This is a genomic window from Acinetobacter sp. WA-87, from assembly GCF_039938935.1.
Taxonomy (GTDB): Bacteria; Pseudomonadota; Gammaproteobacteria; order Pseudomonadales; family Moraxellaceae; genus Acinetobacter; species Acinetobacter seifertii.
In genome coordinates this window covers 134,009-160,263 of record NZ_JBDUVF010000002.1, presented here as the reverse complement: position 1 = coordinate 160,263, position 26,255 = coordinate 134,009, and the positions used below count along the sequence as shown (strand labels likewise).

Genomic DNA, 26,255 nt, shown 5'->3' with positions numbered 1-26,255 from the left:
GGTTACTCAAAATATATCCATCAGTTTAATAAAGATGGAATTGTGAGTATGTGCAGATTAAAAGACAAAGTGGCTATTATTACGGGGGCAAGTTCAGGTATAGGTTTAAGTGCGGCGTCGCTATTTGTAGCCGAAGGTGCGAAAGTTATTTTGGTTGCACGCCGTGAGCGTGTTTTAAAAGAGCTTTGCGATAGTTTGAATCGAGACGGCGCCGTTGCGCACTTTATTGCAGGGGATCTTAATGACCCCACAACCATGCAAAAAGCAATTGATATGGCTACGCAATATTATGGAAGGTTAGATATTGCGTTTAATAACGCAGGCCTGTTGGGAGAGTATCAACTGACTCACGACACAACCGATGAAAATTGGAATCATGTGATTCAGAGTAATTTAACCAGTGCGTTTCAGTCAGCCAGAGAACAGCTTAAAGTCATGTTAAAGCAGGGCTATGGCTCAATACTGTTTACATCATCTTTTGTTGGTCATCATATCGGGTTTCCTCAAATGGCGGCTTATGCTGCAAGCAAAGCGGGACTTATTGGTCTAACCAAAGTGATGGCAGCAGAATATGCAACCTCAGGTATTCGAGTAAATGCACTTTTACCCGGTGGAACAAATACTTCAATGGGTCAAGAGGCCGCTTCTTCTCCAGAAATTCTAGAGTTTGTAAAAAGCATACATGCCATGAAACGTTTAGCAGAACCCGATGAAATTGCAAAAGTGGCGCTCTTTTTAGTAAGTGATGATGCAAGCTTTATTACAGGCAGTGCTGTACTCGCCGATGGTGGAGTGACTATTTGTAAAACCTAAATAAACAATGAATAGATAGGTCGTAAAAAAGTGAGGCTGCTAGAGCCTCACTTTTTATATGTACTTATTTTCCTTTTTTGGTTTTTAAATACTCGGCATAAGCTTCATCTGCGAAGCGTCTTAAAGAGTCACCAATAGCAGCATATTGGTATTCATTTAGGTTAGCCAATGATGCACGGGCAGAAGGGTGCTGCACACCGAAGCCAGAACCCGGCAATAAAACCACACCTGTTTCATCTGCTACTCTAAATAATAGCTCGGTCGGATTTTTATTTTTCATCACCCAGTCGGCAAACTCATCACCATAGAGAGTGCGTGAGGTGTTTTCAAGGTTAACAAGGGTGTAGTAGTCCACAGCATTTGGATCTGTTGGAACCTCGACACCAAGCTGTCTATAAAGTGCTGCATCGCGTTCACGTACAACAGATTTAACTGCTTTTTTATAGCTTTGGCGTGAGTCCATCATATTAAAGAGTGCGAATAAAACCATTTGCACTTGCTGTGGGGTAGACAGACCAGCGGTATGGTTTAAAGCAACATTACGGCTGTCTGCAACTAAACGGTCAATAAACTTAATACTTGATGGGTCTGTAGTTAAAGATGAATAGCGCTCTTCAAGCTCTTTCTTCTCTTTTTTCGATAAGTTCGCAATTTGTTTATCAAGCACATTGTTATTTGAAAGTGCAATAACACCAAGTCGCCAACCAGTTGCGCCAAAGTATTTAGAGAACGAGTAAACCAAAATGGTGTTATCAGGACAGATCGCAAATAGTGATTTGAAGTTATCCGCAAACGTACCATAAACGTCATCGGTCAAAATAATTAGATCAGGGCGTTTTTTGACAATATCCGCCAAAATCGCAAGACCTTCATCACTCATTTTTACCGATGGCGGGTTACTTGGGTTGACTAAGAAGAACGCTTTAATAGACGGATCTTCTAACTTTCTAAGCTCTGACTCTGGATATTGCCAGCCAAGTTTAGGGTCTGCCTCAATGAGCACTTCTTCAAGTTGGTAGTCATTAAGTTTCGGAATTTCCAGATATGGCGTAAAAATAGGGCTACCAATGGCAATACGGTCGCCATTTTTAATAATTTTATTTTCTTTTAATGAGTTAAAAATGTAGGCCATTGCGGCTGTTCCGCCTTCAACAGCAAACAAATCTAAGTCTCTTTTTTGCATGCCTTGTACGCCCATTTCTCGTAAGACGTACTCTTTAATAATCGTTTCACTTACTCGGAGCATACGGTCTGGTACGGGATAGTTACAGCCTAAAATCCCTTCAACCATTTCAAGTAAAAAAAGATCAGGGTCTAAGCCTAATTGGTCACGTACATAAGATACGGCTTTACCTAAAAAGACAACGCCCGGTTTATCGCGGTTTTCCAAAATGAAGCTGTCAAAACGTGATTGAAGTCCAACAGGGCGAGGGAAGCCACCTAGACCTTCTGGCATATAAGAAAATGAAAATTCGGATTCGGTTGCCGAAAACAGACCTAGTTGAAAGAATGCTCGGCGTGGGATAGTCGCAAGAAAGTTCGGATTGCCTCGGCCAGCATTTAACATCATGCGGTCAGTTCGGCTTTGAGCTAATTCTATTAAATTATCTTTCAGTTCAAATGGACTGAGTTTTGCGTATTTAGAATAATCGACTTTCCCCATGGGACGTCTCCTTAATTATAGTGGGATGAATAAAATTTCTAATTCAATGTATAAAATCAGGCTAAGCCTACGATTAGTGGTCCGAGTAAGGTCAAGAACACATTTGCGAGGGCATAGGTGATTGCGAAAGGAACAGTCGGAATTGAGTTGCCTGCTTTGTCTAAGATGGCACCAAAAGCAGGGTTTGCACTACGTGAACCAGAGAGCGCTCCAGCCATTACCGCAACGTTGCTATAACGCAGAACATAACGAGCAAACAGCATGGAAAGCAGCAACGGAACCAGTGTTACAACTACTCCAATCATAAAGAGTGAAAGACCACTTTCTTTAATGGTTTGAATGGCCTGTAAACCTGATTGTAAGCCAACCGCTGCAACAAAACCTGCCAAACCTAAGTCTTTAAGAAGCTGTGAAGCCGCTAACGGCATATTGCCATGTACCTGATTTCTACTACGAATCCAACCAAATAGAAGACCCGATAGTAAAGCACCACCGCCAGCGCCAAGCGTTAATGGCACATCGCCCAAACGAATCACAAAAAGACCAATCACTAAACCAACAACAAGACCTGCACCATGAAAAATCCAGTCTGTTTTTAGGCTTTCAGGTAAGGCTTTACCAGCTTCTTTCACTAAACGATCGAGGTCACTTTTTGTACCATAGACAGTCACGACATCACCTTGCTTTAGAACGGTGTCGTCACTTAAAGGTTGAGTTTCATCGTTACGTTTAATCGCAAGTACATAAATACCGTGCTTCAAATAAGCTGGAGTATTGGCCTTAATATCACCTAAGGTGCGGTTAATGTATTTGGAATTTCTTAAGATGACATCGCTGGTATCCATAATCATTTCCATACCCTGCGATGATTGCAATTCGGGTCCGATTTGCTCGGCTACGGAAACTACACTGGCACGGCGACCGACCAGCAATACCACATCGTCTGTTTGTAAGGTTAGTTCAGGAGCAACATCAATAAACTGATCTTTACGTTTTAACCGTTCAATCGTAATGCTTGCTTCTTTTGCTTCAAGTTCCGCAATAGTGTGCCCATTGGCTTGTTTAACTTTATAAATACGTCCAACAATTTCCGGCATTGCCAGTTCCTGACCCGGTGCGAGTTCAAAAGCACCTTTAAGTCGTTCACTTTGAGCTTTTAGAGCATCGTCGTGAATCTCTTTACCCATAAATTTAGGCAAGATATTTACACATACAATGATTGCGCCCAAAGAACCGAAAATGTAAGTCACCGCATAGCCAATCGCGACATTTGCTTGAAGTCTTTGAATCTCAGCCAGAGGCAGATCGAGTCTAGAAATGGCATCTCCGGCAGTACCAATAATCGCAGATTGAGTCATACCACCAGCAGCGAGTCCGGCCGCCAAGCCTTTATCGAGATGGAAAATTTTAGCCATAACTAAAACGGTGACTAAACCACACACGGCCATAAATACGGCTAAAAGAATTTCTTTTATAGACTGTGGCCCGAGTGATTTAAAAAACTGGGGTCCACTTTCAAAGCCTACCGCGTAAATGAAGAGTGCAAATAAAATTGCTTTAACGCCGTTATCAACAGGTACACCGATAAGACTTAGAACGACTGCTACAAGTAGGGAGCCTGCGACTCCACCAAACTGAAATTTTCCAAACTGGAACTGTCCAATCCAGAAGCCAATTGCGAGTGATAAGAACAATAATATTTCGGGGCTATGTTTTAAAACACCTTGTAACCATTCAATCATTTTGATCTCACTTTTATTATTAGATCTATCTTTAATATATAAATTTATTTATTTTTCATTTTTAAAATACTATATGAAAATTACTTAAGCAAACCTTCAAGTCTAATGATTTTCTTAAGTTTAGTTATAGAAAATAAGTCGTTTAAAGTGCTTGTGATGTATGTATGTCACTAATTCTGAGTGATTAAATCAGCTTTGGTTTTGAATGCAAGGTAAAATTTTTTTACAATAATATAAAGAATATTTTATGAAATAAAATTGTCTTTGAATTAATTTTTTTTGCATATTTTTTTTGTAATTTATTGATATATAGTAATTTAATATTTTTTACTGTCGTTTAAGTAATGGTTTTTATTCAAATTAAAAAATAATCTACTTAAAAATGAGTTTCTGTTAACTAGATAGCATAATTTAAAGTTTAATATATTTGGAATACATTTAAATAAATCTTCATAATAAGACTTATTTTAAAGAAACAATATAAACTCAACTTGAGGGATTTTCATTTTTAAATAAAAAGCTTCGTGTTATGGAAGCTTGATATTTAAAAATATTTATTACCTTAAAAATAGTGGCTTATAGCGATTTAAAACTTTGAAATTACTGTTTCGAAGCTAACATTTTTAAGTAAATATCTGCTCGTAGCGCATGACCAAAGCACCAATCTTCTGGGCTATTTTGCACAATCACAAACATGACATCTTGCTCTGGAATCTTAAATTTTTGATGGAGCTGTGCTGTTACATGCTGCATTAAATCTGATTTTTGCTGAGCTGTTCTGGCTTTACCGGAAGTGATGTATAGCAGCATGAATTTTTCAGTGCGGGAAGACTCCACCCAGTAATCAGGATCAACATATATATTGCCTTGAGCCAAGTGCTCAAAGAAATGAAAGCAATCATTTGGGGGAGTATCAAAATAACTTTCCATACAAGTCTGCACAATTTTTGATATCTGAGCTTTTTCATGATCTGTATATGCATAACTGGTTGTAAAGCGAATCATGGGCATGACCATATCTCCTCTGGCATATGTTCAAGTGCTGAAATTGCCGTAGGTAAGCCTGCATAAAAAGCAATATGGGTAATAGCTTCAATAATTTGTTCTTTCGTGATGCCTTCAGTTAAGGCATTTTTTATATGCCATTCAAGCTGCGAATAACGCCCTTGTAAAACAAGCGCAGTGATCGTAATAAAACAACGTGTTTGAGTATCAAGCATCTGTCTTTGCCAGATATCCGCAAATAAATAGTCTTTGCCGAACTCATAAAGTTTGGGCGAAATCATTTCCAAATTATGAATATCAATTTTTCTGAACATTTTAGATCTCAACATTGATGCTGTTGTTGCTAATATGGCAGTTTGGTATAGTTAAAAAAATCAAAACTTTTCTAACTAATAATTCGGTTTTTATGAATGATTATACTAAACCCCCAACCAATCTTGATTTAGATGCCTTACGTGCATTCGTTAAAGGAATCGAGCTTGGGAGTTATCAGCTAGCAGCACAACACTTATGTCGTTCACCGGCCGCAATTAGTGCGCAATTAAAAAAGCTAGAGCAACAAACAGGTTGCCAGCTTCTTAGAAAACAGGGGCGGCTATTAGAATTAACCCCAAGTGGTGAATTATTGTTGAGCCATGCAAAAAACATGTTGGCTTTGAACGATACTGTGCTTTTAAAGCTGCATCAGACTCAAGCGAGTGGAGTCATTCGTTTTGGTTTACAAGAAGATTTTGCTGAAGGAACCTTACAGCAACTTATCGCTCAGTTTATGTTTCAGCATCCAAACGTACAGTTTCAAATTCGGGTTGACCGCAACCTTAACTTGATTGATAAAGTACAAAAGCAAGAGCTTGATTTAGCACTTATATGGCAGCAAAAACCAGTAATTGAAAACTTTCATGAGCTTAAAAGTGTAGAGACAAAATGGTTATTCTGTCCTCATCCCCATATCTTGCAAATCATTGAAAATAGAGCCTCCATACCACTTGTGGTATTACAGCAACCTTGTATTTTAAGGCAAATGGCGATTGAGGTACTTGAGAAAAAGGGTATTGCTTGGCATATTGCTTATGAGTGTAACTCAGTCCAAGGGCTATGGCCTGCTATACGGGCGGGGATTGGCATTAGTCTAAGATCATGTTTTCAAATTCCACTAGATATTCAGACCATAGAAACTGATGTACTGCCTGAACTGGAGACTTTAAACTTTGGTCTTTATTTCAATTCCACCACACAATCAGTACATATTATTCAGCAGTTTCAACAATATATTGAACAGCATCTGCGGTAATTTTTTATTCTCAAATTTGTATTGCCCAGTATAGTTTTTAGATTGCTTTATATTTTAATTTAACTTAGTAATAAAAGAGTTTGTGTAAAACAGTTAAATAATAGCCCTTAGAGTATGCCTATGAAGCTTAAAGAATTAGCAGGTTGCGAGGAGTGCGATACCGTCTATCGTAGAGTTCCGCTTGCTTATGGAAAAAGAGCTTATTGTGTTTGCTGTGGTGCAGAGCTTTATCGGTATACTAAGCCATTTACGACTTTATTGGCCCTCATTTTAACGGCCTTAATCGTATTTGTTATTGCCAATAGCTTTCCGATTGTAAAGATTGAACTGCAAGGGAATATATCTGAAACCACTTTATTGGGTGCCGTATGGGTCATGTTTCATTATGATCGAGCTTTTGTCGGTGTCTTAATTTTAATTACCACGTTTATTGTGCCACTTTCATATTTGTTATTAATGACCTATGTACTGGGTACGGTCAGTATATTTAAAAGACGACCAAAGTTTTTAGTAGTTGCCTTACGAACGCTTTATTTTATGAGAGTGTGGGGAATGGTTGAGGTATTCCTGATTGGAATTTTGGTCACCCTTGTAAAGTTAATGGGTATGGTGCTTGTTATTCCAGAAATTGCCTTGTGGGCATTTGCGGTTTTGAGCCTATTGATGGTTTATATTACGTCCATAAAGGTGAGCGATATATGGAACGAAATTGATAGGTCACAACTATGAAAACGATAAAAAAAGTGACTGCACTCAAGGCCGAAAATACCGATATGGTTCTAAAGCAATATCCACGAGCCAAAGATCTATCGCTGATATTGTGTCACTGCTGTGGGTTATTAAACTCATCAAAAATAGATAAAGTAGTCGCTGCTAAAAAGAATAAAGTTTTACGCTGCGTTAGATGTCGTAGTGTATTGCATGAGCGCAAACAGGGAAGTCTAAACCGTACCTTTGCTCTAGTTGTTGCTGCAACTATTTTGTATATACCGGCTAATGTACTGCCGATGACAATAACCGATTCACTTTTAGGCAGCCAGAAAGACACCATCATGAGTGGTGTGATTTATTTTTGGCAAAATGGAGACTATTTAGTGTCGGTGGTCATTTTCATGGCCAGTATTTTTATTCCGATGCTTAAGCTATTTATTTTGTATTTCCTATTATTGGTTGTATATATACAGTCATCGGCAGCTTGGAAATTTTCACCAGAGCAATGTATCAAACTTTACCGAATTGTAGAGTTTGTCGGACGTTGGTCTATGATTGACGTCTTTGTGGTCGCTTTATTAACTGCACTTATTCAGATTCAATCGCTTGCGACTATTTTGGCAGGGCCAGGTTCAATTGCTTTTGGTGCAGTTGTAGTCTTAACCATGTTTGCATCTTTAAGTTTTGACCCACGTATTATTTGGGATAATTTTTACGCATCCCAAAACACCAATAAACCCAATGATTTTTCTTCGGAAAAAACCACAGTTATTCAGGCAGAGCATTCGTCCTTGAATAATGATTCCATTAATCCCAGTCAATAAAAGAAAAATGAGTATGTCTGAAAACAAAACAAACGGCGGTACATCAGATCATCATGAGACTGATGTTGAACTGGAAAACATGAATGATTTACCAGAACCGCAAGAAAAGAAAAATCGGTGGAAACCTCTATTAATTTGGATAGTTCCATTGGTTGCACTTTTAATTGCACTTTCACTCGCAGTGAAAGCGTTGCTTTCTAATGGGCCAACAATTGAAGTATCTTTTCGTACAGCAGAAGGCTTAGTTGCAGGTAAAACAACTGTGCGCTACAAGCAGGTTGATATTGGTGTTGTACGGCAAATTGATCTAGCCGATGACCGCTCACATATTATTGCGCGAATTGATTTACGTAAAAATGCCAGCAACTTTGCCGCGCAAGATTCACGTTTTTGGGTAGTACGACCACGTATTGGGACAGGTGGCGTTTCAGGCATAGACACCTTATTGTCAGGTTCATATATTGAAGTAGATGGCGGTAAGTCACCCGAGAAAAAACTTGAATTTACGGGTTTAGAAATACCACCAGTGATTACTTCCGATGTACCGGGTAAAGAATTCTTTTTGAAAGCCGATGACTTGGGATCTTTAGATATCGGGTCGCCGATTTATTACCGCCGAATTAACGTCGGGCAAATTACTGCTTATAAGCTAGCTGATGACGGTAAAAGTGTGCAGCTTCAGACTTTTATTCGTGCACCGTATGATAAGTTTGTGACTACAGATGCACGCTTTTGGCAAGCAAGTGGTATAGATGTGAGTTTGAATGCTTCAGGCTTTAATTTAGATACTCAGTCGCTTGCAAGTATTGTTGCTGGCGGTATTGCTTTTGGTTTCCCTGAAAACTCAAATGCGACTGTAGCGGCCAATAAGAGCAGCTTTAATCTTTGGGACTCAAAATCCGATGCGCTCAAAGAACCAGATGGTCAGCCACGTGGCGTGATTATGTACTTCGATCATTCACTTCGCGGTTTAGCTGCTGGTGCGCCAATTGATTTCATGGGTATTGAAATTGGTAATGTTAAATCGATTAATGCGGAGTTCTATAATAACTATAAGCAAATTCGTATGCGGGTTGAGGCTGTCATTTATCCGTCACGTGTTGAAAATGGACAGGCACTCAATCCAAATAGCAACATTTTCAAAGATTTTGTTGAGCATGGATGGCGTGCGCAGATGAGAACGGGCAACCTCTTAACAGGCCAAAACTATATTGCCTTAGATAAGTTCCCTAAAGCGAAACCAGCTAGTTTACAAATTTTGAGTGATAACCGTGTAGTGATTCCAACCACTCCAACAGAGTTGAGTGGCTTACAGGCACAGGTTTCTCAAATTGCTGATAAGTTAACTAAATTCCCATTAGTTGAAATTGGGCAAGATGTTCGTAAAACGCTTAAGAATATGAATACAGCTATTGAGTCTACCGACAAGCTGGTTAAACAGTTAGATGGTAAAGTTGCACCTGGTTTACAAGCAACTTTGGATGATGTTCGCAAAACTGTAAGATCATCTGAGTCTATCTTGTCAAGCGATGCGCCGTTACAACAAGACGTACGTAAAGCATTGCAGCAAATGACACGTGCAGCAGCTTCATTACAGCTCATGGCAGATTATATTGAGCAACATCCTGAATCAATTATTCGTGGTAAGACACCAGAGGCCGATGATGAAAAATAAAAACACTCTATCTTTTCAACATCCTAAAGCAGCCAAATGGCTGCTTGGGAGCGGCCTGTTTTTTATGGCAGTTGCTATGACGGCCTGTTCGAGTTCACCAACACCGAACTACTATACGATTAGTCCTAAAATAACTCCGGCAGTTAGCTCAAGTATTCGAGTCATTGAAGTTCTACCTGTTGGACTGCCAGACCGTTTAGACCGTGCGCCTTTGGTGCTGCAAGACAGTAGTGGCAAGTCTACAGTGTTAAACAATGAGCGCTGGACGTCGACTATGAGTACACAATTACGCGATACTCTATCGGCAGGTTTACAGCAAAAATTAGGCGCAATTGACAGTTATAGCAGTGGGCTTGCTGGAAACAATCAGCCTTTATATCGAGTTTCTACAGACTTTTCTCATTTTGATATTGTTGATAAAAGTTATATTAATATTGCGGTGTCTTGGGTCGTGAAGCGTCAAATACCCCCAACTCAATTAGAGTCATCTAATCCAAAAGTCATTACCAATGCAGGATCTCAGCTCAATTGTCGAATTGCGTTTAAACAGCCAATTGATCAGAAAGCTAAGAAAATGGATGCAATTGTAAGTGCTTCAAGTGAGGCGATGGGCCAGATTATTAATTCGGTTTCTTCTTCAATTGTGGCATTAGATTCAAACAAAAAAGTAGTGATCACGAATGGTGTTTGTTCGTAGTAAAATTTTCTAACACAAGCCTTTATCTGTTTAAAAACAGATAAAGGCTTTTTTATTTTAGTTGCCTCTGTAGGTTGAGTAACCGTAAGGGCTGAGCAGTAATGGAATATGGTAGTGGTTTACGCTGCCGTCCACTTTAAAAATCACAGGTACTTCACTAAAGAACGTTTGCTGTTTGTTCTTTTTAAACCAGTCTTCAGTTTTAAAGGTAACTTTATAAACGCCTTGCTCAAGTTTCTTATTTTCTGGATAGAGTGCAGTAATACGACCATTTGAATCGGTCACTTGCTGGTTGAGTTTTACCCACTGATTATTGGTGTTTTTTTCTAAAACGACTTCAACCTGAGAAGAGGGTAAACCCGTTTCTAAATTTAACACATGCACACTCAGCGGATTAGTTTGTGCAAATGTAGCCGAAGCTATAAATAACGAAGATAAAGCAATAAATGATTTTGTCATGTTGAACTAACTCCTTATGAATTAAAAACGGTTTCAATGGCTTTGCTTGCACATTGATTGTCATTTTGTGCACCGCCAGCACCCGCAACGCCAATTGCTCCGATTACTTGGTTCTCAAAACGAACAGGTACGCCACCGCCTAACAAAAGTAAATTCGCTACGGTGGTTAAATTTTTTGCATCGGGGTTTTGGTTACTGTTTTGGATTAAAACTAAGGTCGATGTTTTGGTAGATAACGCGGTATAGGCTTTTTTCTCGGCAGCCATTAAATTATGTGGACCCACCAGCTCATGCCGTTCGGCAGTTAAAGGATTACCGCCGCGATCTACAACAACAACCGCGATGTTTTGATTTAATTTTTTGCATGCCTCTTTAGCACTGTCAGCTAAAAGGTGGGCGGTTTTTAGATCTAACGAATAAACTTGATTCAAAGCAGGGGGCTGTGCAAAAGTACTATTACCGAATAGCACGGCTGTTAACATCAGCCAGTTCAATTTTTTCATGTTGATTGCCTCTATGTCGCTTTGAAAATCTTAAACAAATTGCTTAATTTCAAGCATGACAATCACATTACAAAGTTGTCATCTTTCAAATGAGTCTCTACAAAATGCGTATCCTTATTATTGAAGACGAGATCAAGATCGCCACTTATTTGGTCAAAGGATTAAAAGAATCCGGCTATCAAGCAGAGTGTGTTCACTTAGGGCTTCAAGGTTTGGAAATGCTAAAAAGAGATCAATATGATTTGCTTATTCTTGATGTGATGTTGCCGGACATAGACGGCTGGAGCGTATTACAAGTACTCCGCCAGTTTTCAAAAATTCCGGTGATTTTCTTAACGGCAAAAGATCAGGTCATAGATAGAGTGAAAGGATTAGAGTTGGGTGCGGATGATTATCTGGCTAAACCGTTTTCCTATATTGAACTATTGGCACGCATTAAAAGTTTGTTAAGAAGACAGCAATATCTGCAAGAAAATGAGCTGTCTATTAGCGATTTAAAAATGGATTTGGTTGGTCATAAAGTATGGCGTAGTGGCAACTTAATCGAACTGAGTAAAACCGAATTTAACTTATTACGTTATTTATTGGTCAATAAAGAGCAAATCGTGACGCGTAGACAAATTGGTTCTGAGGTTTGGAATATTAACTTTGACACCGATACCAACTTTATTGACGTCGCGGTACGCCGTTTACGAAGCAAAATTGATGAAGGCTATGAGTTAAAACTCATTCATACCATACGTGGCTTGGGCTATAAAATTTCGGTTAGCTTATGAACTTTAAATTACTACGTTCGCTCGAAGTCCGTATTACATTACTGGTCACGCTTTGTTCTGCTTTAATTTTATGTTCCGTCGGCTTTATGACCTATTTAGGTATTAACCAGATTTTATTAAAGCAGCAAGATAAAGCTTTAGCAGAGCGAATTAACCGTTTGGAAATTTTGCTACAAGACAGCGAAAATGTAGAGCAAATTATTGCGCGGCCTAAACTATATCAAAACATGCTTGGCAACCAAGACAACTTGTTTCTGCTCATCCATAAACACAAAGCTTTAATTAATATCAATCCGCTTCATATTCAGTTACCTGAGTTTGCAGAAAAAAACACTCTTCAATTTCAAGATTTAGCCAATAACCCATATCCAACCCGAATTGCTTGGAAAACCATAACGATTAATCAAGAGCCTTATTTGCTCATTGCAGGTAAACAGTGGTCGGAACGCATCAATATTCTTTTACCTTTTCAAGAAAGTCTTTTGATGTATGTGGTCGGGGGCGTGTTTGCAATCTTTTTGCTTTGCATTTTAGCGTGCCATTTAGGTTTACGGTCGCTACAACAGCTTCGCAAGCAAACTCACTCTATTAACGTAAACCAGCTACAGAAACGGTTAAATCTCTCAAATTCTCCTTTAGAAGTTGAGCTGCTTTCAAAAGATATAAACCACATGCTTGAGCGTATTGAAAAAGGCTATACGCAGCTCAACCGTTTTTCTGAAGATATCGCTCATGAGTTCCGTACGCCTTTAAATAATTTGATTGGGCAAACCGAGATTGCTTTAACTGGTGAACGTTCGGTTGAGCAATATGAAGATTTGCTGGTGTCTCATTTAGACGACTACCACAGATTAAAACGCATGATTGATAGCATGCTTTTCTTGGCAAGAGCCGATCAGAGAATGGTTCTTGTAAACAAACAAGATATAAATATCCAAGACGTTATAGATAACCTATGCCAAATTTTTGAATATCAAGCCGAGGAACAACACTGCCATTTTAGTTTAAATTTAGAAGCCCAAAAGTTATTTGCAGATCCTGAGCTATTTCAAAGAGCAGTTTATAACTTGATTTTAAATGCACTGGTTCATGGTGGGAATAAGCGAACTATTTTTATTAAAAGTAAATATAAGACACTTGATCACAAGAAAGTGGTGAGCCTAAGTGTGATAACCAGTGGTATTTCAATTGCTGAACATCAACTTGAGCATCTTTTTGAAAGATTCTACCAATGCCACTCAAGTCGAAGTGATGAGAACCAGTCAGGTGGATTAGGTTTATCAATTGTCGCTTCAATTATGGATTTACATGAGGGTCTTTACTGGGTTTATAACACGGTTGAAGGTGTGTGCTTTGAGCTTGATTTTCCAGTTCTAGACACTTCAAAAATATTAAATTAAATACTTAATAGCGCTCATTAATTTTTAAAATTCACACTTTGTTCACAGCACTTTGGAGTATGGTTAAGCATATTAAATAAATATAGGAGGATCATTGTGAAATTATCATTTAAATCACTTGTTGTGAGCACTGGCCTTGCTATGGTTAGTGTAGCGCTTCCTTTTAGTACGTATGCAGACAACAACACCAAACCTGTCGCGGTTGAGTCTATTGATATTAATAAATATGCAGGTAAGTGGTATGAAATTGCGCATTTACCTATGTTTTTTCAGCGTAATTGTGTAGCCAATACGACAGCAAACTATTCTATTAACGCGGACAAAACCGTAGGTGTATTAAATAGCTGTACCAATAAAAAAGGTGAAATGATTTCATCTGAAGGTGTGGCTTATCCGCAAAATGAAGGTAACAGTAAATTAAAGGTGAGCTTTTTACCTTCTGGTCTCAGATGGATTCCTTTTACCAAGGGTGATTATTGGGTTCTAAGAGTAGATCAGGACTATAAGGTTGCTTTAGTGGGTGGCCCTAGCCATAAATATTTATGGATTCTTTCTCGTAGCTCTCAACTTGATGAAGCGACATACCAGTCTTATCTGCAAACTGCGAAACAGTATGGTTATGATGTTTCTAAACTTGTTAAAACTACACAGTCTAAATAGAAAATAACTGATGAAGAAGATCTTAAATTTTATTCGTAATTTTAAGATCTTCACATAAAATTCATTGCGCATTTTCTAAATTGAAAACAGAAAAGAAATGCTTTAGATCAGGAAGAATCAATGTCTAAATTTTTTCTACGCTGGATCGATAGCTGGTCAGATCCAGAAAATGCGCAAATGGATACGTCTAGCGAATATGTCATTGAGAAGAAAATTCAATGGTTAAGAATTATTCCTTTTATTTTATTACATATCGCTTGTTTGGCTGCATTTTGGGTCGGCGTGTCTTGGTTCGCTGTGATCTTTATGCTCGGTTTTTATTTTATACGTATGTTTGCGATTACCGCTTTTTTTCACCGTTATCTTTCGCATAAAACTTTTCAAACCTCACGTATTGTTCAATTCATATTTGTACTCATTGGAACCATGAGCGCGCAGCGCGGACCATTATGGTGGGCAGCGCATCACCGTTATCATCATCATTTTACCGACACCGATCAAGATCCTCATTCAGCAAAAGCAGGCTTTTGGTATTCACATGTTGGTTGGTTTTTAAATGAGCAAAATTTTGCCACTCGAAAAAAAGTCATTAAAGACTGGTTGAAATATCCAGAACTAATTTTGCTTGATCGATTTTGTCTGCCTATTGTGATTTTGACGGCTTTGGCAATTTATGGTTTAGGTTCATGGTTAGGACAACATCATCCCGAACTAGGGACAAATGGCTTACAACTTTTAGTGTGGGGATTTGTGATTTCTACTGTTCTTCTAATTCATGCAACTTTATGTATTAACTCGCTTGCTCATCGCTATGGTTCACGTGAGTTTAATACCCCAGATGATAGCCGTAATAACTTTCTACTTTCTCTAATTACGCTAGGTGAAGGCTGGCACAACAACCATCACTTTTACGCGGGCAGTGTGCGACAAGGTTTTCATTGGTGGCAGATTGATATCACCTTTTATATTCTCAAAGTCATGTCTTTATTTGGTTTGGTATGGGGGTTAAAACCCGTACCGAATAAAGTTTACCAATATAAAAAAATTAAAGATCTACCAATAGAAAAAATTGAAAATGGGGAAGTGTTATGAAGATTGCCATTATTGGTTCAGGTATATCGGGGCTTTATACCGCTTGGAAATTGTCAAAACAACATCAGGTTACGGTATATGAAAAAAATAACTATTTTGGTGGTCATACTGACACGCATGAGCTGAATATTGACGGTGCTAAAGTCGCGGTAGATAGTGGTTTTATTGTGTTTAATGATTATAACTATCCGTTATTTACCGATATGCTAAAAAAATTAGGTGTAGAAACTCAAAGCAGCGATATGAGTTTTTCGGTAAATAATCTGGTGAGTGGGCTTCAATATAACCCTTCCAAAAAATGGTCGCTGTTTGCGCGTCCGCAAAACTTTTTAAACCGAAAGTTTCTGCAAATGTTGTCAGACTTGCTGCGTTTTTATGATGACAATAAGAATATTGATGTGGCAGATATTGAGCCTACTTTAACCATAGAAGAATATTTAGACCAACACAAATATAGTCATGAGTTCCGTTATGAGCATCTTTATCCGATGTGCGGTGCCTTATGGTCGGCTCCGGTTGAGCAAGTAGGTCAAATTCCATATCGATTTGTGGTGAGCTTTTTTCAGCATCATCGCATGTTACAGCTAAAAGAACGTCCGCAATGGCAAACAGTCAAACACGGTTCGGCAAGTTATATTCGTGCGATTCAAAAGAACTGCCCATCTCTTGAATGGAAGTTTGCTGAAGTAAAAGCTGTGAGCCGTTCGCAAGAAAAGGTGTTGATTGAAACCGTTGAAGGACAATCACAATATGACTGGGTCATTTTTGCAAGCCACGCTGACGATAGCCTAAGTTTATTAAAAGATGCGTCATCTCTGGAACAAGAAATATTAAGCCAATTTGGTTATCAAGATAATCGAATGGTAGTTCACCGTGATCTTTCGATTATGCCTAAAAGCCGTTTGCAGTGGGCAAGTTGGCATGTACATGTAACGCCAACATCACAAGTTGAAAATGATACGTCCGCTATACATTACGGGTTTACATATTGGATGAATAATTTGCAGAACTTATCCTGCAAAACTCAAATTTTCTCTACCTTAAATCCAAATATGAAAATTAAACCCGAGGATATTTTGGTGGAACGTCAGTATCGTCATCCGGTATTTGATGCAAAAGCAATTCAAGCCCAATCACGCTGGCAAGAGATTAATGGACAAAATCGTACTTCATTTTGTGGAGCGTATTGGGGGTGGGGCTTTCATGAAGATGGGGCCCGTAGTGCAGCTCGTGTTGTAGAGCAAATCTTAGCGTTATAAATTTTAAAAGCAGGAGGCTTCTCAAATGTTATTAAATAAACTTGCTATAGCTCCTGCACTTATTCGTCATAGACGTTATAGCCCTAAAGAGCACCAATTCACTTCGACTTTAAATTATTTATGGTTCGATCCAGATCAATTAAATGAAATTTCAAAAGATTGCTCACTTTGGTCTACCGATCATTGGAATGTACTAAAACTATCTGAAAATGATTTTTTAAATATGTATCGTGGCTCTATAAGGGATAAAGTAGAGAAAGCAATACTTCAAAATAACAACTCACATTTCCGACCAGACTGGCAAATCAGAGTATTGGCTTTACCTCGATGTTTAGGTTTTCGTTTTAACTCGGTCGTATTTTATTTTGTTCTAACTAAAACTGGAAAACCTGTATTTATTGTTAGTGAAATTACCAACACCCCTTGGAATGAACGAAAAGTTTATGTTCATGATTGTACAAACCAATACAGTCACATAAAGGATTATGAAAGTTTTGATTTTAAATTTGAAAAATCATTTCATGTTTCGCCGTTTATGCCTATGCAGTTGACTTACCGTTGGCGGTTTAGTTTTTCAGATCAACAAAATGTCATTCATATGCAGCTCTTTGAAGAACAAAATCAAGTCTTTGACGCCACTATGCGCTTTGAACTTATACCCATCACATTTCCTTCACAACAATATCGATATGCTGTTAATAACAGCTTGGCGCCTTTTAAAATGCTGTTTTCAATATATTTAGAGGCATTTAAGTTGTGGCGAAAAAAAGTGCCATTTTATCGTCACCCTAAAAAGATCAAGGTAGATAAGACATGATAAAAACATTTCTGTATGGTGAAGATGACTCACTACCATTACTACTCAAAAGCCTTCTCAAATTACGTCATGGGCAGATTACTTTTCAGGGTGCATGGAATGGTACGGTGGGTGAAGTATCAGACTTGCATGCTGTGGTTGAAGTACATAATCCTTTATTGATGGAACTCATTTTAAAAAATGGCGTTTTAGGTGCAGCAGAAGGTTATATCCGTGGAGATTGGAGCAGCCAGCAACTTGTCGAGTTGATTCAGATCTTGGCGCGTAATCGAGATGTATTAGACCAGCTTAATCAAAATATGTTTGCCCAAGCGAGCCAGTTTTTTCTTAAAGCTTGGTATAAAAATAGAAAGAATTCTATAAGTGGTAGCCGTAAAAATATTGCCGAGCACTACGACTTAAGTAATGATTTTTTTAAATTATTTTTAGATCCATCTTTAATGTATTCGAGCGCCGTTTTTGAAAATGAAAATATGACACTCGAAGAAGCATCAGATTTAAAAAAAGAAATTATCTGTAAAAAGTTGGATTTAAAACCATTAGATCACTTGGTGGAAATCGGAAGTGGTTGGGGTGGTTTTGCAATTTATGCCGCTCAGCATTATGGCTGCCGAGTGACTACCATTACCATTTCGCAAGCCCAATACGATGAAGCGATTACCCGCGTAAATGAAGCAGGTTTAGCACATCGTATTGATGTGCAATTAAAAGACTACCGTTTGCTCGAAGGTAAGTTTGATAAGCTGGTTTCAATTGAAATGGTTGAAGCAGTTGGTGCACAGTATCTATCGACATATTTTGATCAATGTAGAGCACTTTTAAAACCTAAAGGTTTGGCTCTTATTCAAGCCATCACCATTGAAGATTTTCGCTATAAAAAAGCACTCAATACTGTTGACTACATTAAACGCTATATTTTTCCCGGTAGCTTCATTCCGAGTGTGAGTGTATTAACTCAAACCGCGTCTGAGAGTGGTTTAAGGCTAAAGTATTTAAATGACATTGGTCTAAGTTATGCGGAAACACTTCATCATTGGCGAGAGCGTTTTTTAGCTGCAAGGGAAGAGGTATTGGCTCTAGGTTTCGATGAAAACTTCATTCGCATGTGGGATTTCTATTTATGTTATTGCGAGGGCGGTTTTAAAGAAGGCGTGATAAGCAATGTTCACTTGTTGTTTGAAAGTACCAGTTACTAGTTCAAACACCTTTAGCAAGGAGACAGCTCATGTTATGGAATTTGCTCATTCTGGACTTACTTATCATGTTGATAAGCTGGTTACTTGCAACTCTAAATGGTCGTGCTGGAATAGTAGATGCTGCTTGGAGCTTCTGTCTGGCAATTAATATTATTGTGTCTTCTTTACTCATTTCAGTTGCTCCAGTTGAAGTAAGGCTATTTATCGGCGTGTTTAGCGGTCTATGGTTTTTAAGACTATTTTGGCACCTGTTAAGACGTTATCAGTCTGAACAAAAAGAAGATGGTCGATATGCAAATATGCGTCAGGCTATGGGTAAGTTCCAGCATTTTGGCTTTTTATTATTCTTTATATTTCAAACACTTTTAGTGCTTTTGTTCTTCTTGCCAATGTGGACACTGCTTAACGTAGAAGTAGGCCTATGGAGTAGTGAATATAAAATCGCTTTAGTGATTGCAGCTGTAGTTATGGCAATTGCTTTCATAGGTGAGCAGCTTGCCGATCAGCAGTTATACAGATTTAAGTTAAATCCGGAAAACCATGGCAAAACCATGGATCAAGGATTATGGCGTTATTCACGACACCCAAATTACTTTTTTGAATGGTTACATTGGTTTGCCTATCCCATTATTGGTTTAGCTGCAGACGAATATTTATTGTGGATTTATCCTGTGTTGATGTGGCTATTTTTATACTACGTTACGGGTATTCCATTTAGTGAAAAACAAGCAATCAAAAGCCGCGGTCAAAATTATCTTGATTATCAACAAAGAACTTCAATGTTTATTCCGCGAAGACCAAAAAAATAGGTGCTCATATGGATTTTATTGTTCATCAGTCTCTAAAAATTGTTGAAAGTGGTGTGATTCCAGATCATGCAATTAGAGCTGCAATTCGTGCTTTAAGTAAAAAGCGCTTAATTCAAGAAGGCCGTTATGACCCTGAGCAAGGGGCACAGCGCTATATGGACGTTCTTAATTTACTCAAAAAGAGTGAAATTGCTGTAGAAACAGATAAAGCAAATGAACAGCACTATGAGTTACCGACCGAGTTTTTTCAGACAGTACTTGGAAAAAGGCTTAAATACAGTGCATGTTACTTTCCAACCAAAACAACAACTTTAGATCAGGCAGAAGAGTTCGCACTTCAGCTTTACTGTGAAAGAGCACAACTTAAAAATGGTCAACACATTTTAGAGTTAGGTTGCGGTTGGGGTTCTTTAACCTTATGGATGGCGGAAAATTATCCACGCTCACAAATTACGGCTGTTTCAAACTCCGCGACTCAGAAAAAACATATTCTCGGGCAAGCAAAGTTGAGAGGGCTTACCAATGTTGAAGTACTCACTTGTGATGTAAATGTACTCGAATTAGACAAGGGCCAATTTGATCGTGTTGTATCGGTCGAAATGTTTGAACATGTGCGGAACTATCAACGTCTATTTGAAAAAATTCAGGGATGGTTAAAGCCAGATGGGTTACTCTGGTGTCATATTTTTTGTCATCGCTTTTTGCATTATCCTTTTGAAGTAAAATCAGACTATGATTGGATGTCCAAGTATTTCTTTACTGGCGGTTTAATGCCTTCAACTTCCACTTTTCTACATTTTCAAGAGCATTTAGAACTGGCTCAACACTGGCAGTGGTCAGGTGAGCATTATATGAGAACAGCGAATGCTTGGCTTGATAATATGGATAATCAAGAGGAAGAACTTAAACCGTTATTTAAAAAAATCTATGGAAAAGATGCCAATATTTGGTGGCAACGCTGGCGTATTTTTTTCATGGCTTGTGCTGAACTTTTTGGGTTTGAGCAAGGACAAGAATGGGTCATTGGTCACTTTCTATTTAAAAAGAGACCTTTGTAATTTCTACAGCCTATTCCGGCGATAACGATATGATAAGAACTCGACGCGATGGCAAATCTAGCCATCCATTAGCAAAAATGTTCAATCGATATTATTGGTTGCAGATTGCTCTAATCGCATTATCGATTGTAGTCGGGTTGGCTTGTAGTGCTTGGGTAATTAAGGGTTCTTTGCTTAAAACCGCTCTAGAACAGGAAATGGAACATTACTGGTTACGTATAGATCGTAACCCAAATGCAGATTTGCCAGATACTAAAAATTTATATGGATATCGGTGGAATACCCAGATAGCACCTCAACCTTTTAAAGATATGCATTTAGAGAGTGGGGTACATCGAATCTTTATTGATGGTAAAGAACGTATGACCGTATACGGTGAGCGTAATGGACAGCATGTACTTTTGGTATTTGGCGAGAGTAACGTCAATAAGCTGATTTGGTTATTTGGACTTGCTCCACTGATGTTCAGTTTATCTGTTTTATATAGTTTTTTGTGGTGGTCAAACCGAAGAGCAAGACGCTATTTTTCCCCAATTACCCGTTTGGCAAATGCATTAGAAAATATTGATTGGGCACATCAAGACACACAAGCTTCACCTTTTAAAGATATAAATACCAATGGCAATATGGAAGCAGAGTATCTGAAACAAGCCTTGGAAAAATATCATCAGGTCTTAAGTGAGTTTATTCGACGCGAGCGAGAGTTCACTGGAGATGTGAGTCACGAACTTCGTACTCCACTTACGATTTTAAAGGGTAATGTTCAGCTTTGTCAGGCTAGATACGGTGATGATAAAGCCTTAGTTCGACTTCATAATACGATTGAAGATATGCAATTATTAGTCGACACTTTACTCGCAATTGCACGTAATACAGTAAAAAGCCTACCATCGGAAAAAAATTTCCTATCACAAATTGTGCGAGACTTAGTCGAAAGCTTGCAAGTCATGAGTGAGAGTAAGGGTATACATATTCATATTCACCCAGACTCAGCAGAACAACCGCGCTGGTTATATCCTTCTATGACCAAAATGGTTTTAGGTAATATTTTGCGCAATGCCCTCAATTACTCTCAAGGCTCACAAATTGATATTATTCAGCAAAAAAACAGTTTGATTATTGCTGATAATGGTATAGGAATTTCTTTACCTAATGATGTGAAGGTGCAAGAGCTTAGCGATTCACAGCTTTCTTTAAAAGTTAAAGGTCATGGCATTGGGTTGCAACTGGTACAGAAGCTTTGCAAACAATTAGGATGGCGAGTCGAACTGTTTGATCGGCAATACTATTTAGCTACACATCCTGAATTAGACTTAGAGCAAGCAACAGGTTTAATTGTTGTGGTATATCTAAGTTAATCGGCCGAATTTTCCAAAGCAATCTTTAAACCGACACCTGCTACTGTGTGTAATAGTTTAGGGTCAAATGGTTTATCTACCATTTTTCTTAAGTTATAAATATGACTGCGTAAAGCATCACTTTCAGGTTCTTCGTCTCCCCACAGCTCCATCATAAGCTCTTGCTTGGTAACCACTTTCGGAGACTGGCGCATCAAAATTTTTAATAGTTTAAATTGAATAGGTGGCAATTCAATATTGTTTCCAGCGCGAACTACGGTTTGAGTTGCGCTATCAAGAATTAAATCATGAATCTGAATTTTATGATTCGCGACTTCACCCGCAGCTCTCTTAATTAAGGCACGAATACGCATCACTAATTCATTAAAATCAAATGGCTTAACTAAATAATCATCTGTGCCAGCAGTAAATCCTTTAAGTTTGTCGTCTAACGTATCTCTGGCTGTCAGCATCAGCACTGGAATATCAACCCCTTGTTCAGTACGTAACCAATTACAGAGGTCATAACCAGAACCATCGGGTAAATTTATATCAAGAAGTAAAAGATGATAGTGCTGTGATTTTAGAAAAGAACGGGCTGCATCTAAATTACGTGCATGATCGATGACATAACCATGCACTTCAAGAAATTCACAGACTGTTGCCGCCAGTTCAAAATGGTCCTCAACCATGAGGATAAAGTGATTACCCATAAGATTTTATTAAGCCATTAATTTAATAGTTGTTGTTTTAATTTAGCATTAAATGGTTCGCTACCAAACCAGATTTTAAAATATTGATTTGCATTTGGATTATTTATAGAACCTAGTAGTTTTTGATTTAATTTTAACTCCAGTTTTTGATTTTCATGTTGGTAATAAAGACTATATAAATCTCCGCTCTTAATTGGTCTATAAAGCTCATTAATATGATTAAGTGGAGATTTTGCATCAAATCCACTAATATTTTTCTTCAAATAGTGTGCTGCCGCCCGCTTAAATGCCCATTCGGGAATATCTCGGTTATAGCTAAAATCCATTTTTATGCTTTGGTTTTGCCAGCTTTTTAAGCAATCCTCAGCAAAGTAACTGACATTTCCTACTTTTTGACTCGTTACCGTTAAAGGTGCTGAACTACATTTTTTCAGTTCAGCCGCATTTGCGTGAGATGCAATTAAAATACCCAGAACTATTAAGATTCGGTTTTTTTGAACGGTAATATCCATTTATAAACTCCTCCAAATACAGGTAAAGAACGATAAAGACCGTTTGCTGGGTCCCAGAAATCTTGTTGGAAAATGATTTTCTGTTGATCATTAATTTTGATTTGGCTAATTCCGTAAGAAGCCATGGTTTTCGAGCGTCCTAGCATTTTAAAGTCATAGGTCATGTACCAATGGATATAAGCGCTATCTTGATGATGTGTTGCACTAATGAGTTTGACTGTGACGTTACTGACGCGTGTGTTCATACCCTCAAAGTGTTTAATCAAATCTTTTTTCTGAGAGAACTGTGAGAGTGTATCGTTGATATAGAGCTGATCTGCATAAAGATTACTTGCATTACTTACAAAGGATGGTGTGCCCAAAGTATTAAACGCAGCAACAAAGTGATTACCAATCTCTAGTGCTTGTTCGTCATTTAATGTAACACCAGTAATTTGTTGTTCGGCTTTACCATAATCACCTGAATAACTAGGCACACTTTTGCATGCTGTTAGACCTACTAAGGTAATCAGCCCTAAGGCAGTAGTTATAATTTTCATGAATGAATCCTAGCCAACTTTATAAGATTAAATTAAAGAGGCTGTCGTGAAATTTGCGTGAATTCTTATATTTTTTGATGTGCGTTTAATGGTGGCTTCTTTGAAGTAAATAGATCTTCATTAACTTAAAGTTTTCTATAAGAATAATAGTTATGAAAAAAATAATAGATCTTTTTTGAAGAAGATAACATCCATATCCATATAACTAGATGAGTTGGTTTTTTCAAAACCAAGCTTATTTAATAGGTTGTGAGCAGGTAAATTATCTTTTTCTGAAAAAGCGATCACATGCTTAAAATTTCGATTTTTCATGTCATCTAGTAACTTAAGTGAAGCTTCAACAATATAGCCTTTATTTCGTTGAGTTTTAATAAGTCTAAAACCTAGTTCAGCTTCTGTTTTGCCATCAACTTCACAAGTTTCAAACCCACAATAACCAATAATTTGATGAGTATCTTTTAAGACCACAGCCATTTTGCCAAAATTATACTTTTTATAATGCTCTAATATTTCAAAAAAACGAGTCGTTGCAGCTTCAAGTGTTAAGTGACTATAAGGTGAAAAAGCCATAAAATCTTTGTCTTGTAACATCTCAATGACTGTAGATAAATCTTCTTGAACAAATGGTTTTAAGAATAAGCGGTCTGTTTCTAACATAAAGTTTTTATTAATTAGTTTTAAAAAATATATTTTATAAAACAGTTTATAGATTTAATAAAGAGAGCAATTTCCTTCTAGTCATGTTTAGCTTTTTATGGCTATAAAGAATAGATCAAATAAAAGGACTGAAACGAATGAAAACGATTGGCTTGATAGGCGGAATGAGCTGGGAGTCTACATCGCTTTATTATCAACAAATGAATAGAACAGTTCAGAACAAATTAGGCAAGTTACATTCGGCTAAAGTCATTTTAAATAGTGTCGATTTTGAAGAAATAGCCGCTTTACAAGCAAAAGGTTTATGGCAAAAGGCAGGCGAATACTTAGCTCAGCAAGCAATGAATTTAGAGAAAGCTGGGGTAGATTGTATACTGTTATGTACCAATACCATGCATAAAGTAGCTCCTCAAATTGAAGAGGCGATTACGGTTCCCTTTATACATATTGCTGATACCACAGCAAAAGAAATTTTAAGTCAAAATATCCGAAAAGTTGCACTGTTGGGAACAGCTTTCACTATGGAGCAAGACTTTTATAAAGCCAGATTACAAAACCATGGAATTGAGGTGATTATTCCAAATGAAACCAGTCGCAAAACAGTACATCGCATTATCTATGACGAATTATGCTTAGGCGTGATTAACCCAGATTCACAACAAAAGTATATGACCGTGGTAGAGGAGCTGATTGCGGAAGGCGCCGAAGGTATTATTTTAGGCTGTACTGAAATTTGTATGTTGATTGGTGATGTTAAATTTTCTGTACCGTTATTTGACACCACCACCATTCATGCAAAAGAAGCTGTCAATTTTGCTTTAGAGTAAAAAACTAATGCTGGTTCTGTTACTCATCATTACTTTTAATCCTTTTTAAAATAAGAACGGATAACTGTCCAATTCGTTGAAAGCCAGCAGATGAGTGAACCTGCTGTAACCATAGCCGTTCCTTGCCAAAAGCTGATTGATAACTCTGTTTGTAAAACCAACATGGCAAGCAGAGAAGAGATGATGGGCGTAAAGTAAGAAGCAACTACTAGCATGGTGGTGTTGCCATGAATAATGCCAATATTCCATGCTGCATAACCTAGCCCAATTGCTGTGGAGGCGAATACTAGAGATAAAGTCGTATTTAAATCGAGTGATGGCAAAACAGCTTGGCCACTAAACAATAGCTTTAACCATAATGTTAGAGCGACGCCAATAAAGAAAATAGAAATAGGGTTTTGTCCTTTACCTATTTTCTTAGTCAACACGCAGTAAAAAGCCCAAATAATGGCACCTATAAATGCCAAAATATAACTTAGAGGATTGCTATAAAAGTTATCGATAACTCGACTTAGACTAAAATCTCCATTTCCGGTCTGTATAAAAATAATGCCAAAAATTGAAATGATTAAGCCTAAAATAATAAATACATTAAATTTTAGCTCTTTAAAAATGACAAAAGCTAAAACCGTCAAGCTTGGCCAAAGGTAGTTCACAATGCTTACTTCAATCGCTTGTTGTGCTGTCTTGGAATAGGCAAGTGCAAACGAAAAACATAGCTCATAAGCGATAAATAAAATTGCACCTAAAATTAAATATTTTTTAGAAATTAACTTAAAATTTGGCGCTCTAAAAATAATAAGGAGTAGCAACGCACTTAAGGAGTAAATCAGTGTAATTCCAATATCTGGGCCGATGACGGTCGTGATATGTTTTACAAAACCTACCATAGAGGCCCACATCAGGATGGCACTTAAACCAATCAGTGTTGCTAAATTTTTTGACATAAGAAATAAATGAACTTAATTAAACGCCTGAGCTACCGTGAAAGTTAAAAATAGTTAAAGTAGGTCAGGGTAAAGGAATTTTTAATTAAAAAATAGTACATTTAAAAAGCTAACTTAAAAAAACAAATCGTAAATATTTAGAATTATTTTAATTTTTCATAGGTATGAACTTAATCCTTATTTCGTTAGATAAATATAAAACCAACTTTAGTAAAGTTCGGCTGTCATTAAAGGTTAAGCTTGTGTCGTCAAATGTAAAGTGGCCCATATCCT

28 protein-coding genes are annotated in these 26,255 nt (G+C 37.7%); 17 read left to right on the top strand and 11 right to left on the bottom strand.

The window, feature by feature from the left end:
* The first annotated feature begins 48 nt into the window (after window positions 1-48).
* Window positions 49-813 (top strand): SDR family oxidoreductase, encoded by a 765-nt coding sequence (locus ABFY81_RS07680; protein WP_347913484.1) that lies wholly within the window; start codon window positions 49-51, stop codon window positions 811-813.
* A 64-nt stretch (window positions 814-877) separates the two neighbouring features.
* Here ABFY81_RS07680 and ABFY81_RS07675 read toward each other — a convergent pair whose 3' ends face one another.
* From ABFY81_RS07675 to ABFY81_RS07660, 4 genes are all read right to left on the bottom strand, one after another.
* Window positions 878-2,476, bottom strand: a complete 1,599-nt coding sequence (locus ABFY81_RS07675) for a bifunctional aspartate transaminase/aspartate 4-decarboxylase (protein WP_019458396.1) — start codon at window positions 2,474-2,476, stop codon at window positions 878-880.
* A gap of 56 nt (window positions 2,477-2,532) precedes the next feature.
* On the bottom strand, window positions 2,533-4,218 hold the full coding sequence (aspT, locus tag ABFY81_RS07670) for an aspartate-alanine antiporter (RefSeq protein WP_004700714.1): 1,686 nt from the start codon (window positions 4,216-4,218) through the stop codon (window positions 2,533-2,535).
* A gap of 600 nt (window positions 4,219-4,818) precedes the next feature.
* The gene (locus tag ABFY81_RS07665) at window positions 4,819-5,229 is read right to left on the bottom strand and encodes a tautomerase family protein (RefSeq protein WP_019458395.1); all 411 of its coding nucleotides are present in this window, start codon (window positions 5,227-5,229) and stop codon (window positions 4,819-4,821) included.
* On the bottom strand, window positions 5,220-5,537 hold the full coding sequence (locus ABFY81_RS07660; RefSeq protein ID WP_004700718.1) for a carboxymuconolactone decarboxylase family protein: 318 nt from the start codon (window positions 5,535-5,537) through the stop codon (window positions 5,220-5,222). The genes ABFY81_RS07665 and ABFY81_RS07660 overlap by 10 nt, the downstream gene beginning before the upstream one ends.
* Before the next feature lie 92 nt (window positions 5,538-5,629).
* Here ABFY81_RS07660 and ABFY81_RS07655 point away from each other — a divergent pair, with 92 nt between their 5' ends.
* The 5 genes from ABFY81_RS07655 to ABFY81_RS07635 all read left to right on the top strand — a co-directional run bounded on the left by ABFY81_RS07655 (window position 5,630) and on the right by ABFY81_RS07635 (window position 10,421).
* Complete coding sequence (locus ABFY81_RS07655; protein WP_347913483.1) at window positions 5,630-6,514, top strand: LysR substrate-binding domain-containing protein; 885 nt, start codon at window positions 5,630-5,632, stop codon at window positions 6,512-6,514.
* Between the two features lie 120 nt (window positions 6,515-6,634).
* Window positions 6,635-7,243 (top strand): paraquat-inducible protein A, encoded by a 609-nt coding sequence (locus ABFY81_RS07650; RefSeq protein ID WP_347913482.1) that lies wholly within the window; start codon window positions 6,635-6,637, stop codon window positions 7,241-7,243.
* The gene (locus tag ABFY81_RS07645) at window positions 7,240-8,049 is read left to right on the top strand and encodes a paraquat-inducible protein A (RefSeq protein ID WP_049063254.1); all 810 of its coding nucleotides are present in this window, start codon (window positions 7,240-7,242) and stop codon (window positions 8,047-8,049) included. Before ABFY81_RS07650 ends, ABFY81_RS07645 begins: the two co-directional genes overlap by 4 nt.
* 7 nt (window positions 8,050-8,056) lie before the next feature.
* Window positions 8,057-9,724, top strand: coding sequence for an MlaD family protein (locus tag ABFY81_RS07640; RefSeq protein WP_029767837.1), 1,668 nt, complete (start codon window positions 8,057-8,059; stop codon window positions 9,722-9,724).
* On the top strand, window positions 9,714-10,421 hold the full coding sequence (locus ABFY81_RS07635) for an ABC-type transport auxiliary lipoprotein family protein (protein ID WP_174723292.1): 708 nt from the start codon (window positions 9,714-9,716) through the stop codon (window positions 10,419-10,421). Before ABFY81_RS07640 ends, ABFY81_RS07635 begins: the two co-directional genes overlap by 11 nt.
* 57 nt (window positions 10,422-10,478) lie before the next feature.
* Here the strand turns inward: ABFY81_RS07635 and uraH are convergent, their stop codons facing one another.
* Together uraH and ABFY81_RS07625 are read right to left on the bottom strand one after the other, a co-directional pair.
* Window positions 10,479-10,880: a hydroxyisourate hydrolase gene (gene uraH / locus ABFY81_RS07630; RefSeq protein ID WP_005068395.1), complete on the bottom strand. Its 402-nt coding sequence runs from the start codon at window positions 10,878-10,880 to the stop codon at window positions 10,479-10,481.
* Window positions 10,881-10,894: 14 nt separating this feature from the next.
* Window positions 10,895-11,362, bottom strand: coding sequence for a heme-binding protein (locus ABFY81_RS07625; protein ID WP_191013280.1), 468 nt, complete (start codon window positions 11,360-11,362; stop codon window positions 10,895-10,897).
* A gap of 125 nt (window positions 11,363-11,487) precedes the next feature.
* Here ABFY81_RS07625 and ABFY81_RS07620 point away from each other — a divergent pair, with 125 nt between their 5' ends.
* The 10 genes from ABFY81_RS07620 (at window position 11,488) to ABFY81_RS07575 (ending at window position 21,808) form a co-directional block, all read left to right on the top strand.
* Entirely contained in the window at window positions 11,488-12,159 is a 672-nt protein-coding gene (locus ABFY81_RS07620; protein ID WP_049063244.1) for a heavy metal response regulator transcription factor, read from the top strand.
* A complete protein-coding gene (locus ABFY81_RS07615; RefSeq protein ID WP_151762022.1) occupies window positions 12,156-13,559 on the top strand; it encodes a heavy metal sensor histidine kinase in 1,404 nt (467 codons plus the stop codon). The genes ABFY81_RS07620 and ABFY81_RS07615 overlap by 4 nt, the downstream gene beginning before the upstream one ends.
* A 96-nt stretch (window positions 13,560-13,655) precedes the next feature.
* The gene (locus tag ABFY81_RS07610) at window positions 13,656-14,219 is read left to right on the top strand and encodes a lipocalin family protein (protein ID WP_347913480.1); all 564 of its coding nucleotides are present in this window, start codon (window positions 13,656-13,658) and stop codon (window positions 14,217-14,219) included.
* A 120-nt stretch (window positions 14,220-14,339) separates the two neighbouring features.
* Window positions 14,340-15,311: an acyl-CoA desaturase gene (locus tag ABFY81_RS07605; protein WP_151750232.1), complete on the top strand. Its 972-nt coding sequence runs from the start codon at window positions 14,340-14,342 to the stop codon at window positions 15,309-15,311.
* Complete coding sequence (locus tag ABFY81_RS07600; RefSeq protein ID WP_107972235.1) at window positions 15,308-16,570, top strand: FAD-dependent oxidoreductase; 1,263 nt, start codon at window positions 15,308-15,310, stop codon at window positions 16,568-16,570. Before ABFY81_RS07605 ends, ABFY81_RS07600 begins: the two co-directional genes overlap by 4 nt.
* A 25-nt stretch (window positions 16,571-16,595) precedes the next feature.
* Window positions 16,596-17,387 (top strand): DUF1365 domain-containing protein, encoded by a 792-nt coding sequence (locus tag ABFY81_RS07595; RefSeq protein ID WP_347913479.1) that lies wholly within the window; start codon window positions 16,596-16,598, stop codon window positions 17,385-17,387.
* Window positions 17,384-18,583, top strand: a complete 1,200-nt coding sequence (locus ABFY81_RS07590) for a cyclopropane-fatty-acyl-phospholipid synthase family protein (RefSeq protein WP_347913478.1) — start codon at window positions 17,384-17,386, stop codon at window positions 18,581-18,583. Before ABFY81_RS07595 ends, ABFY81_RS07590 begins: the two co-directional genes overlap by 4 nt.
* A 29-nt stretch (window positions 18,584-18,612) precedes the next feature.
* Window positions 18,613-19,392, top strand: a complete 780-nt coding sequence (locus ABFY81_RS07585) for a DUF1295 domain-containing protein (protein WP_347913477.1) — start codon at window positions 18,613-18,615, stop codon at window positions 19,390-19,392.
* Between the two features lie 8 nt (window positions 19,393-19,400).
* Window positions 19,401-20,450 carry a cyclopropane-fatty-acyl-phospholipid synthase family protein gene (locus ABFY81_RS07580; RefSeq protein WP_304456385.1) on the top strand — a complete coding sequence of 350 codons (1,050 nt, stop codon included), beginning with the start codon at window positions 19,401-19,403 and terminating at the stop codon, window positions 20,448-20,450.
* A gap of 29 nt (window positions 20,451-20,479) precedes the next feature.
* Window positions 20,480-21,808, top strand: a complete 1,329-nt coding sequence (locus ABFY81_RS07575; RefSeq protein WP_004700750.1) for a HAMP domain-containing sensor histidine kinase — start codon at window positions 20,480-20,482, stop codon at window positions 21,806-21,808.
* Here the strand turns inward: ABFY81_RS07575 and ABFY81_RS07570 are convergent.
* From ABFY81_RS07570 to ABFY81_RS07555, 4 genes are all read right to left on the bottom strand, one after another.
* On the bottom strand, window positions 21,805-22,500 hold the full coding sequence (locus ABFY81_RS07570) for a response regulator transcription factor (protein ID WP_019458379.1): 696 nt from the start codon (window positions 22,498-22,500) through the stop codon (window positions 21,805-21,807). The two genes, ABFY81_RS07575 and ABFY81_RS07570, sit on opposite strands and share 4 nt — an antisense overlap.
* Before the next feature lie 17 nt (window positions 22,501-22,517).
* Window positions 22,518-23,012 carry a chalcone isomerase family protein gene (locus ABFY81_RS07565; RefSeq protein ID WP_049064170.1) on the bottom strand — a complete coding sequence of 165 codons (495 nt, stop codon included), beginning with the start codon at window positions 23,010-23,012 and terminating at the stop codon, window positions 22,518-22,520.
* Complete coding sequence (locus ABFY81_RS07560) at window positions 22,979-23,551, bottom strand: nuclear transport factor 2 family protein (RefSeq protein WP_068933184.1); 573 nt, start codon at window positions 23,549-23,551, stop codon at window positions 22,979-22,981. The genes ABFY81_RS07565 and ABFY81_RS07560 overlap by 34 nt, the downstream gene beginning before the upstream one ends.
* 150 nt (window positions 23,552-23,701) lie before the next feature.
* Window positions 23,702-24,208, bottom strand: coding sequence for a GNAT family N-acetyltransferase (locus ABFY81_RS07555; protein ID WP_191001398.1), 507 nt, complete (start codon window positions 24,206-24,208; stop codon window positions 23,702-23,704).
* A gap of 137 nt (window positions 24,209-24,345) precedes the next feature.
* Here ABFY81_RS07555 and ABFY81_RS07550 point away from each other — a divergent pair, with 137 nt between their 5' ends.
* Window positions 24,346-25,035, top strand: a complete 690-nt coding sequence (locus tag ABFY81_RS07550) for an aspartate/glutamate racemase family protein (protein ID WP_347913476.1) — start codon at window positions 24,346-24,348, stop codon at window positions 25,033-25,035.
* 35 nt (window positions 25,036-25,070) lie between these two features.
* Here the strand turns inward: ABFY81_RS07550 and yddG are convergent, their stop codons facing one another.
* Complete coding sequence (gene yddG / locus ABFY81_RS07545; RefSeq protein ID WP_191001400.1) at window positions 25,071-25,982, bottom strand: aromatic amino acid DMT transporter YddG; 912 nt, start codon at window positions 25,980-25,982, stop codon at window positions 25,071-25,073.
* Window positions 25,983-26,255: the final 273 nt, after the last annotated feature.

Coding starts and splice junctions, on each gene's coding strand:
- ABFY81_RS07680 (WP_347913484.1), top strand. CDS start 49: ATGTGCAGATTAAAAGACAAAGTGGCTATTATTACGGGGGCAAGTTCA.
- ABFY81_RS07675 (WP_019458396.1), bottom strand. CDS start 2,476: ATGGGGAAAGTCGATTATTCTAAATACGCAAAACTCAGTCCATTTGAA.
- aspT (WP_004700714.1), bottom strand. CDS start 4,218: ATGATTGAATGGTTACAAGGTGTTTTAAAACATAGCCCCGAAATATTA.
- ABFY81_RS07665 (WP_019458395.1), bottom strand. CDS start 5,229: ATGCCCATGATTCGCTTTACAACCAGTTATGCATATACAGATCATGAA.
- ABFY81_RS07660 (WP_004700718.1), bottom strand. CDS start 5,537: ATGTTCAGAAAAATTGATATTCATAATTTGGAAATGATTTCGCCCAAA.
- ABFY81_RS07655 (WP_347913483.1), top strand. CDS start 5,630: ATGAATGATTATACTAAACCCCCAACCAATCTTGATTTAGATGCCTTA.
- ABFY81_RS07650 (WP_347913482.1), top strand. CDS start 6,635: ATGAAGCTTAAAGAATTAGCAGGTTGCGAGGAGTGCGATACCGTCTAT.
- ABFY81_RS07645 (WP_049063254.1), top strand. CDS start 7,240: ATGAAAACGATAAAAAAAGTGACTGCACTCAAGGCCGAAAATACCGAT.
- ABFY81_RS07640 (WP_029767837.1), top strand. CDS start 8,057: ATGAGTATGTCTGAAAACAAAACAAACGGCGGTACATCAGATCATCAT.
- ABFY81_RS07635 (WP_174723292.1), top strand. CDS start 9,714: ATGAAAAATAAAAACACTCTATCTTTTCAACATCCTAAAGCAGCCAAA.
- uraH (WP_005068395.1), bottom strand. CDS start 10,880: ATGACAAAATCATTTATTGCTTTATCTTCGTTATTTATAGCTTCGGCT.
- ABFY81_RS07625 (WP_191013280.1), bottom strand. CDS start 11,362: ATGTTAACAGCCGTGCTATTCGGTAATAGTACTTTTGCACAGCCCCCT.
- ABFY81_RS07620 (WP_049063244.1), top strand. CDS start 11,488: ATGCGTATCCTTATTATTGAAGACGAGATCAAGATCGCCACTTATTTG.
- ABFY81_RS07615 (WP_151762022.1), top strand. CDS start 12,156: ATGAACTTTAAATTACTACGTTCGCTCGAAGTCCGTATTACATTACTG.
- ABFY81_RS07605 (WP_151750232.1), top strand. CDS start 14,340: ATGTCTAAATTTTTTCTACGCTGGATCGATAGCTGGTCAGATCCAGAA.
- ABFY81_RS07600 (WP_107972235.1), top strand. CDS start 15,308: ATGAAGATTGCCATTATTGGTTCAGGTATATCGGGGCTTTATACCGCT.
- ABFY81_RS07595 (WP_347913479.1), top strand. CDS start 16,596: ATGTTATTAAATAAACTTGCTATAGCTCCTGCACTTATTCGTCATAGA.
- ABFY81_RS07590 (WP_347913478.1), top strand. CDS start 17,384: ATGATAAAAACATTTCTGTATGGTGAAGATGACTCACTACCATTACTA.
- ABFY81_RS07585 (WP_347913477.1), top strand. CDS start 18,613: ATGTTATGGAATTTGCTCATTCTGGACTTACTTATCATGTTGATAAGC.
- ABFY81_RS07580 (WP_304456385.1), top strand. CDS start 19,401: ATGGATTTTATTGTTCATCAGTCTCTAAAAATTGTTGAAAGTGGTGTG.
- ABFY81_RS07575 (WP_004700750.1), top strand. CDS start 20,480: ATGATAAGAACTCGACGCGATGGCAAATCTAGCCATCCATTAGCAAAA.
- ABFY81_RS07570 (WP_019458379.1), bottom strand. CDS start 22,500: ATGGGTAATCACTTTATCCTCATGGTTGAGGACCATTTTGAACTGGCG.
- ABFY81_RS07565 (WP_049064170.1), bottom strand. CDS start 23,012: ATGGATATTACCGTTCAAAAAAACCGAATCTTAATAGTTCTGGGTATT.
- ABFY81_RS07560 (WP_068933184.1), bottom strand. CDS start 23,551: ATGAAAATTATAACTACTGCCTTAGGGCTGATTACCTTAGTAGGTCTA.
- ABFY81_RS07555 (WP_191001398.1), bottom strand. CDS start 24,208: ATGTTAGAAACAGACCGCTTATTCTTAAAACCATTTGTTCAAGAAGAT.
- ABFY81_RS07550 (WP_347913476.1), top strand. CDS start 24,346: ATGAAAACGATTGGCTTGATAGGCGGAATGAGCTGGGAGTCTACATCG.
- yddG (WP_191001400.1), bottom strand. CDS start 25,982: ATGTCAAAAAATTTAGCAACACTGATTGGTTTAAGTGCCATCCTGATG.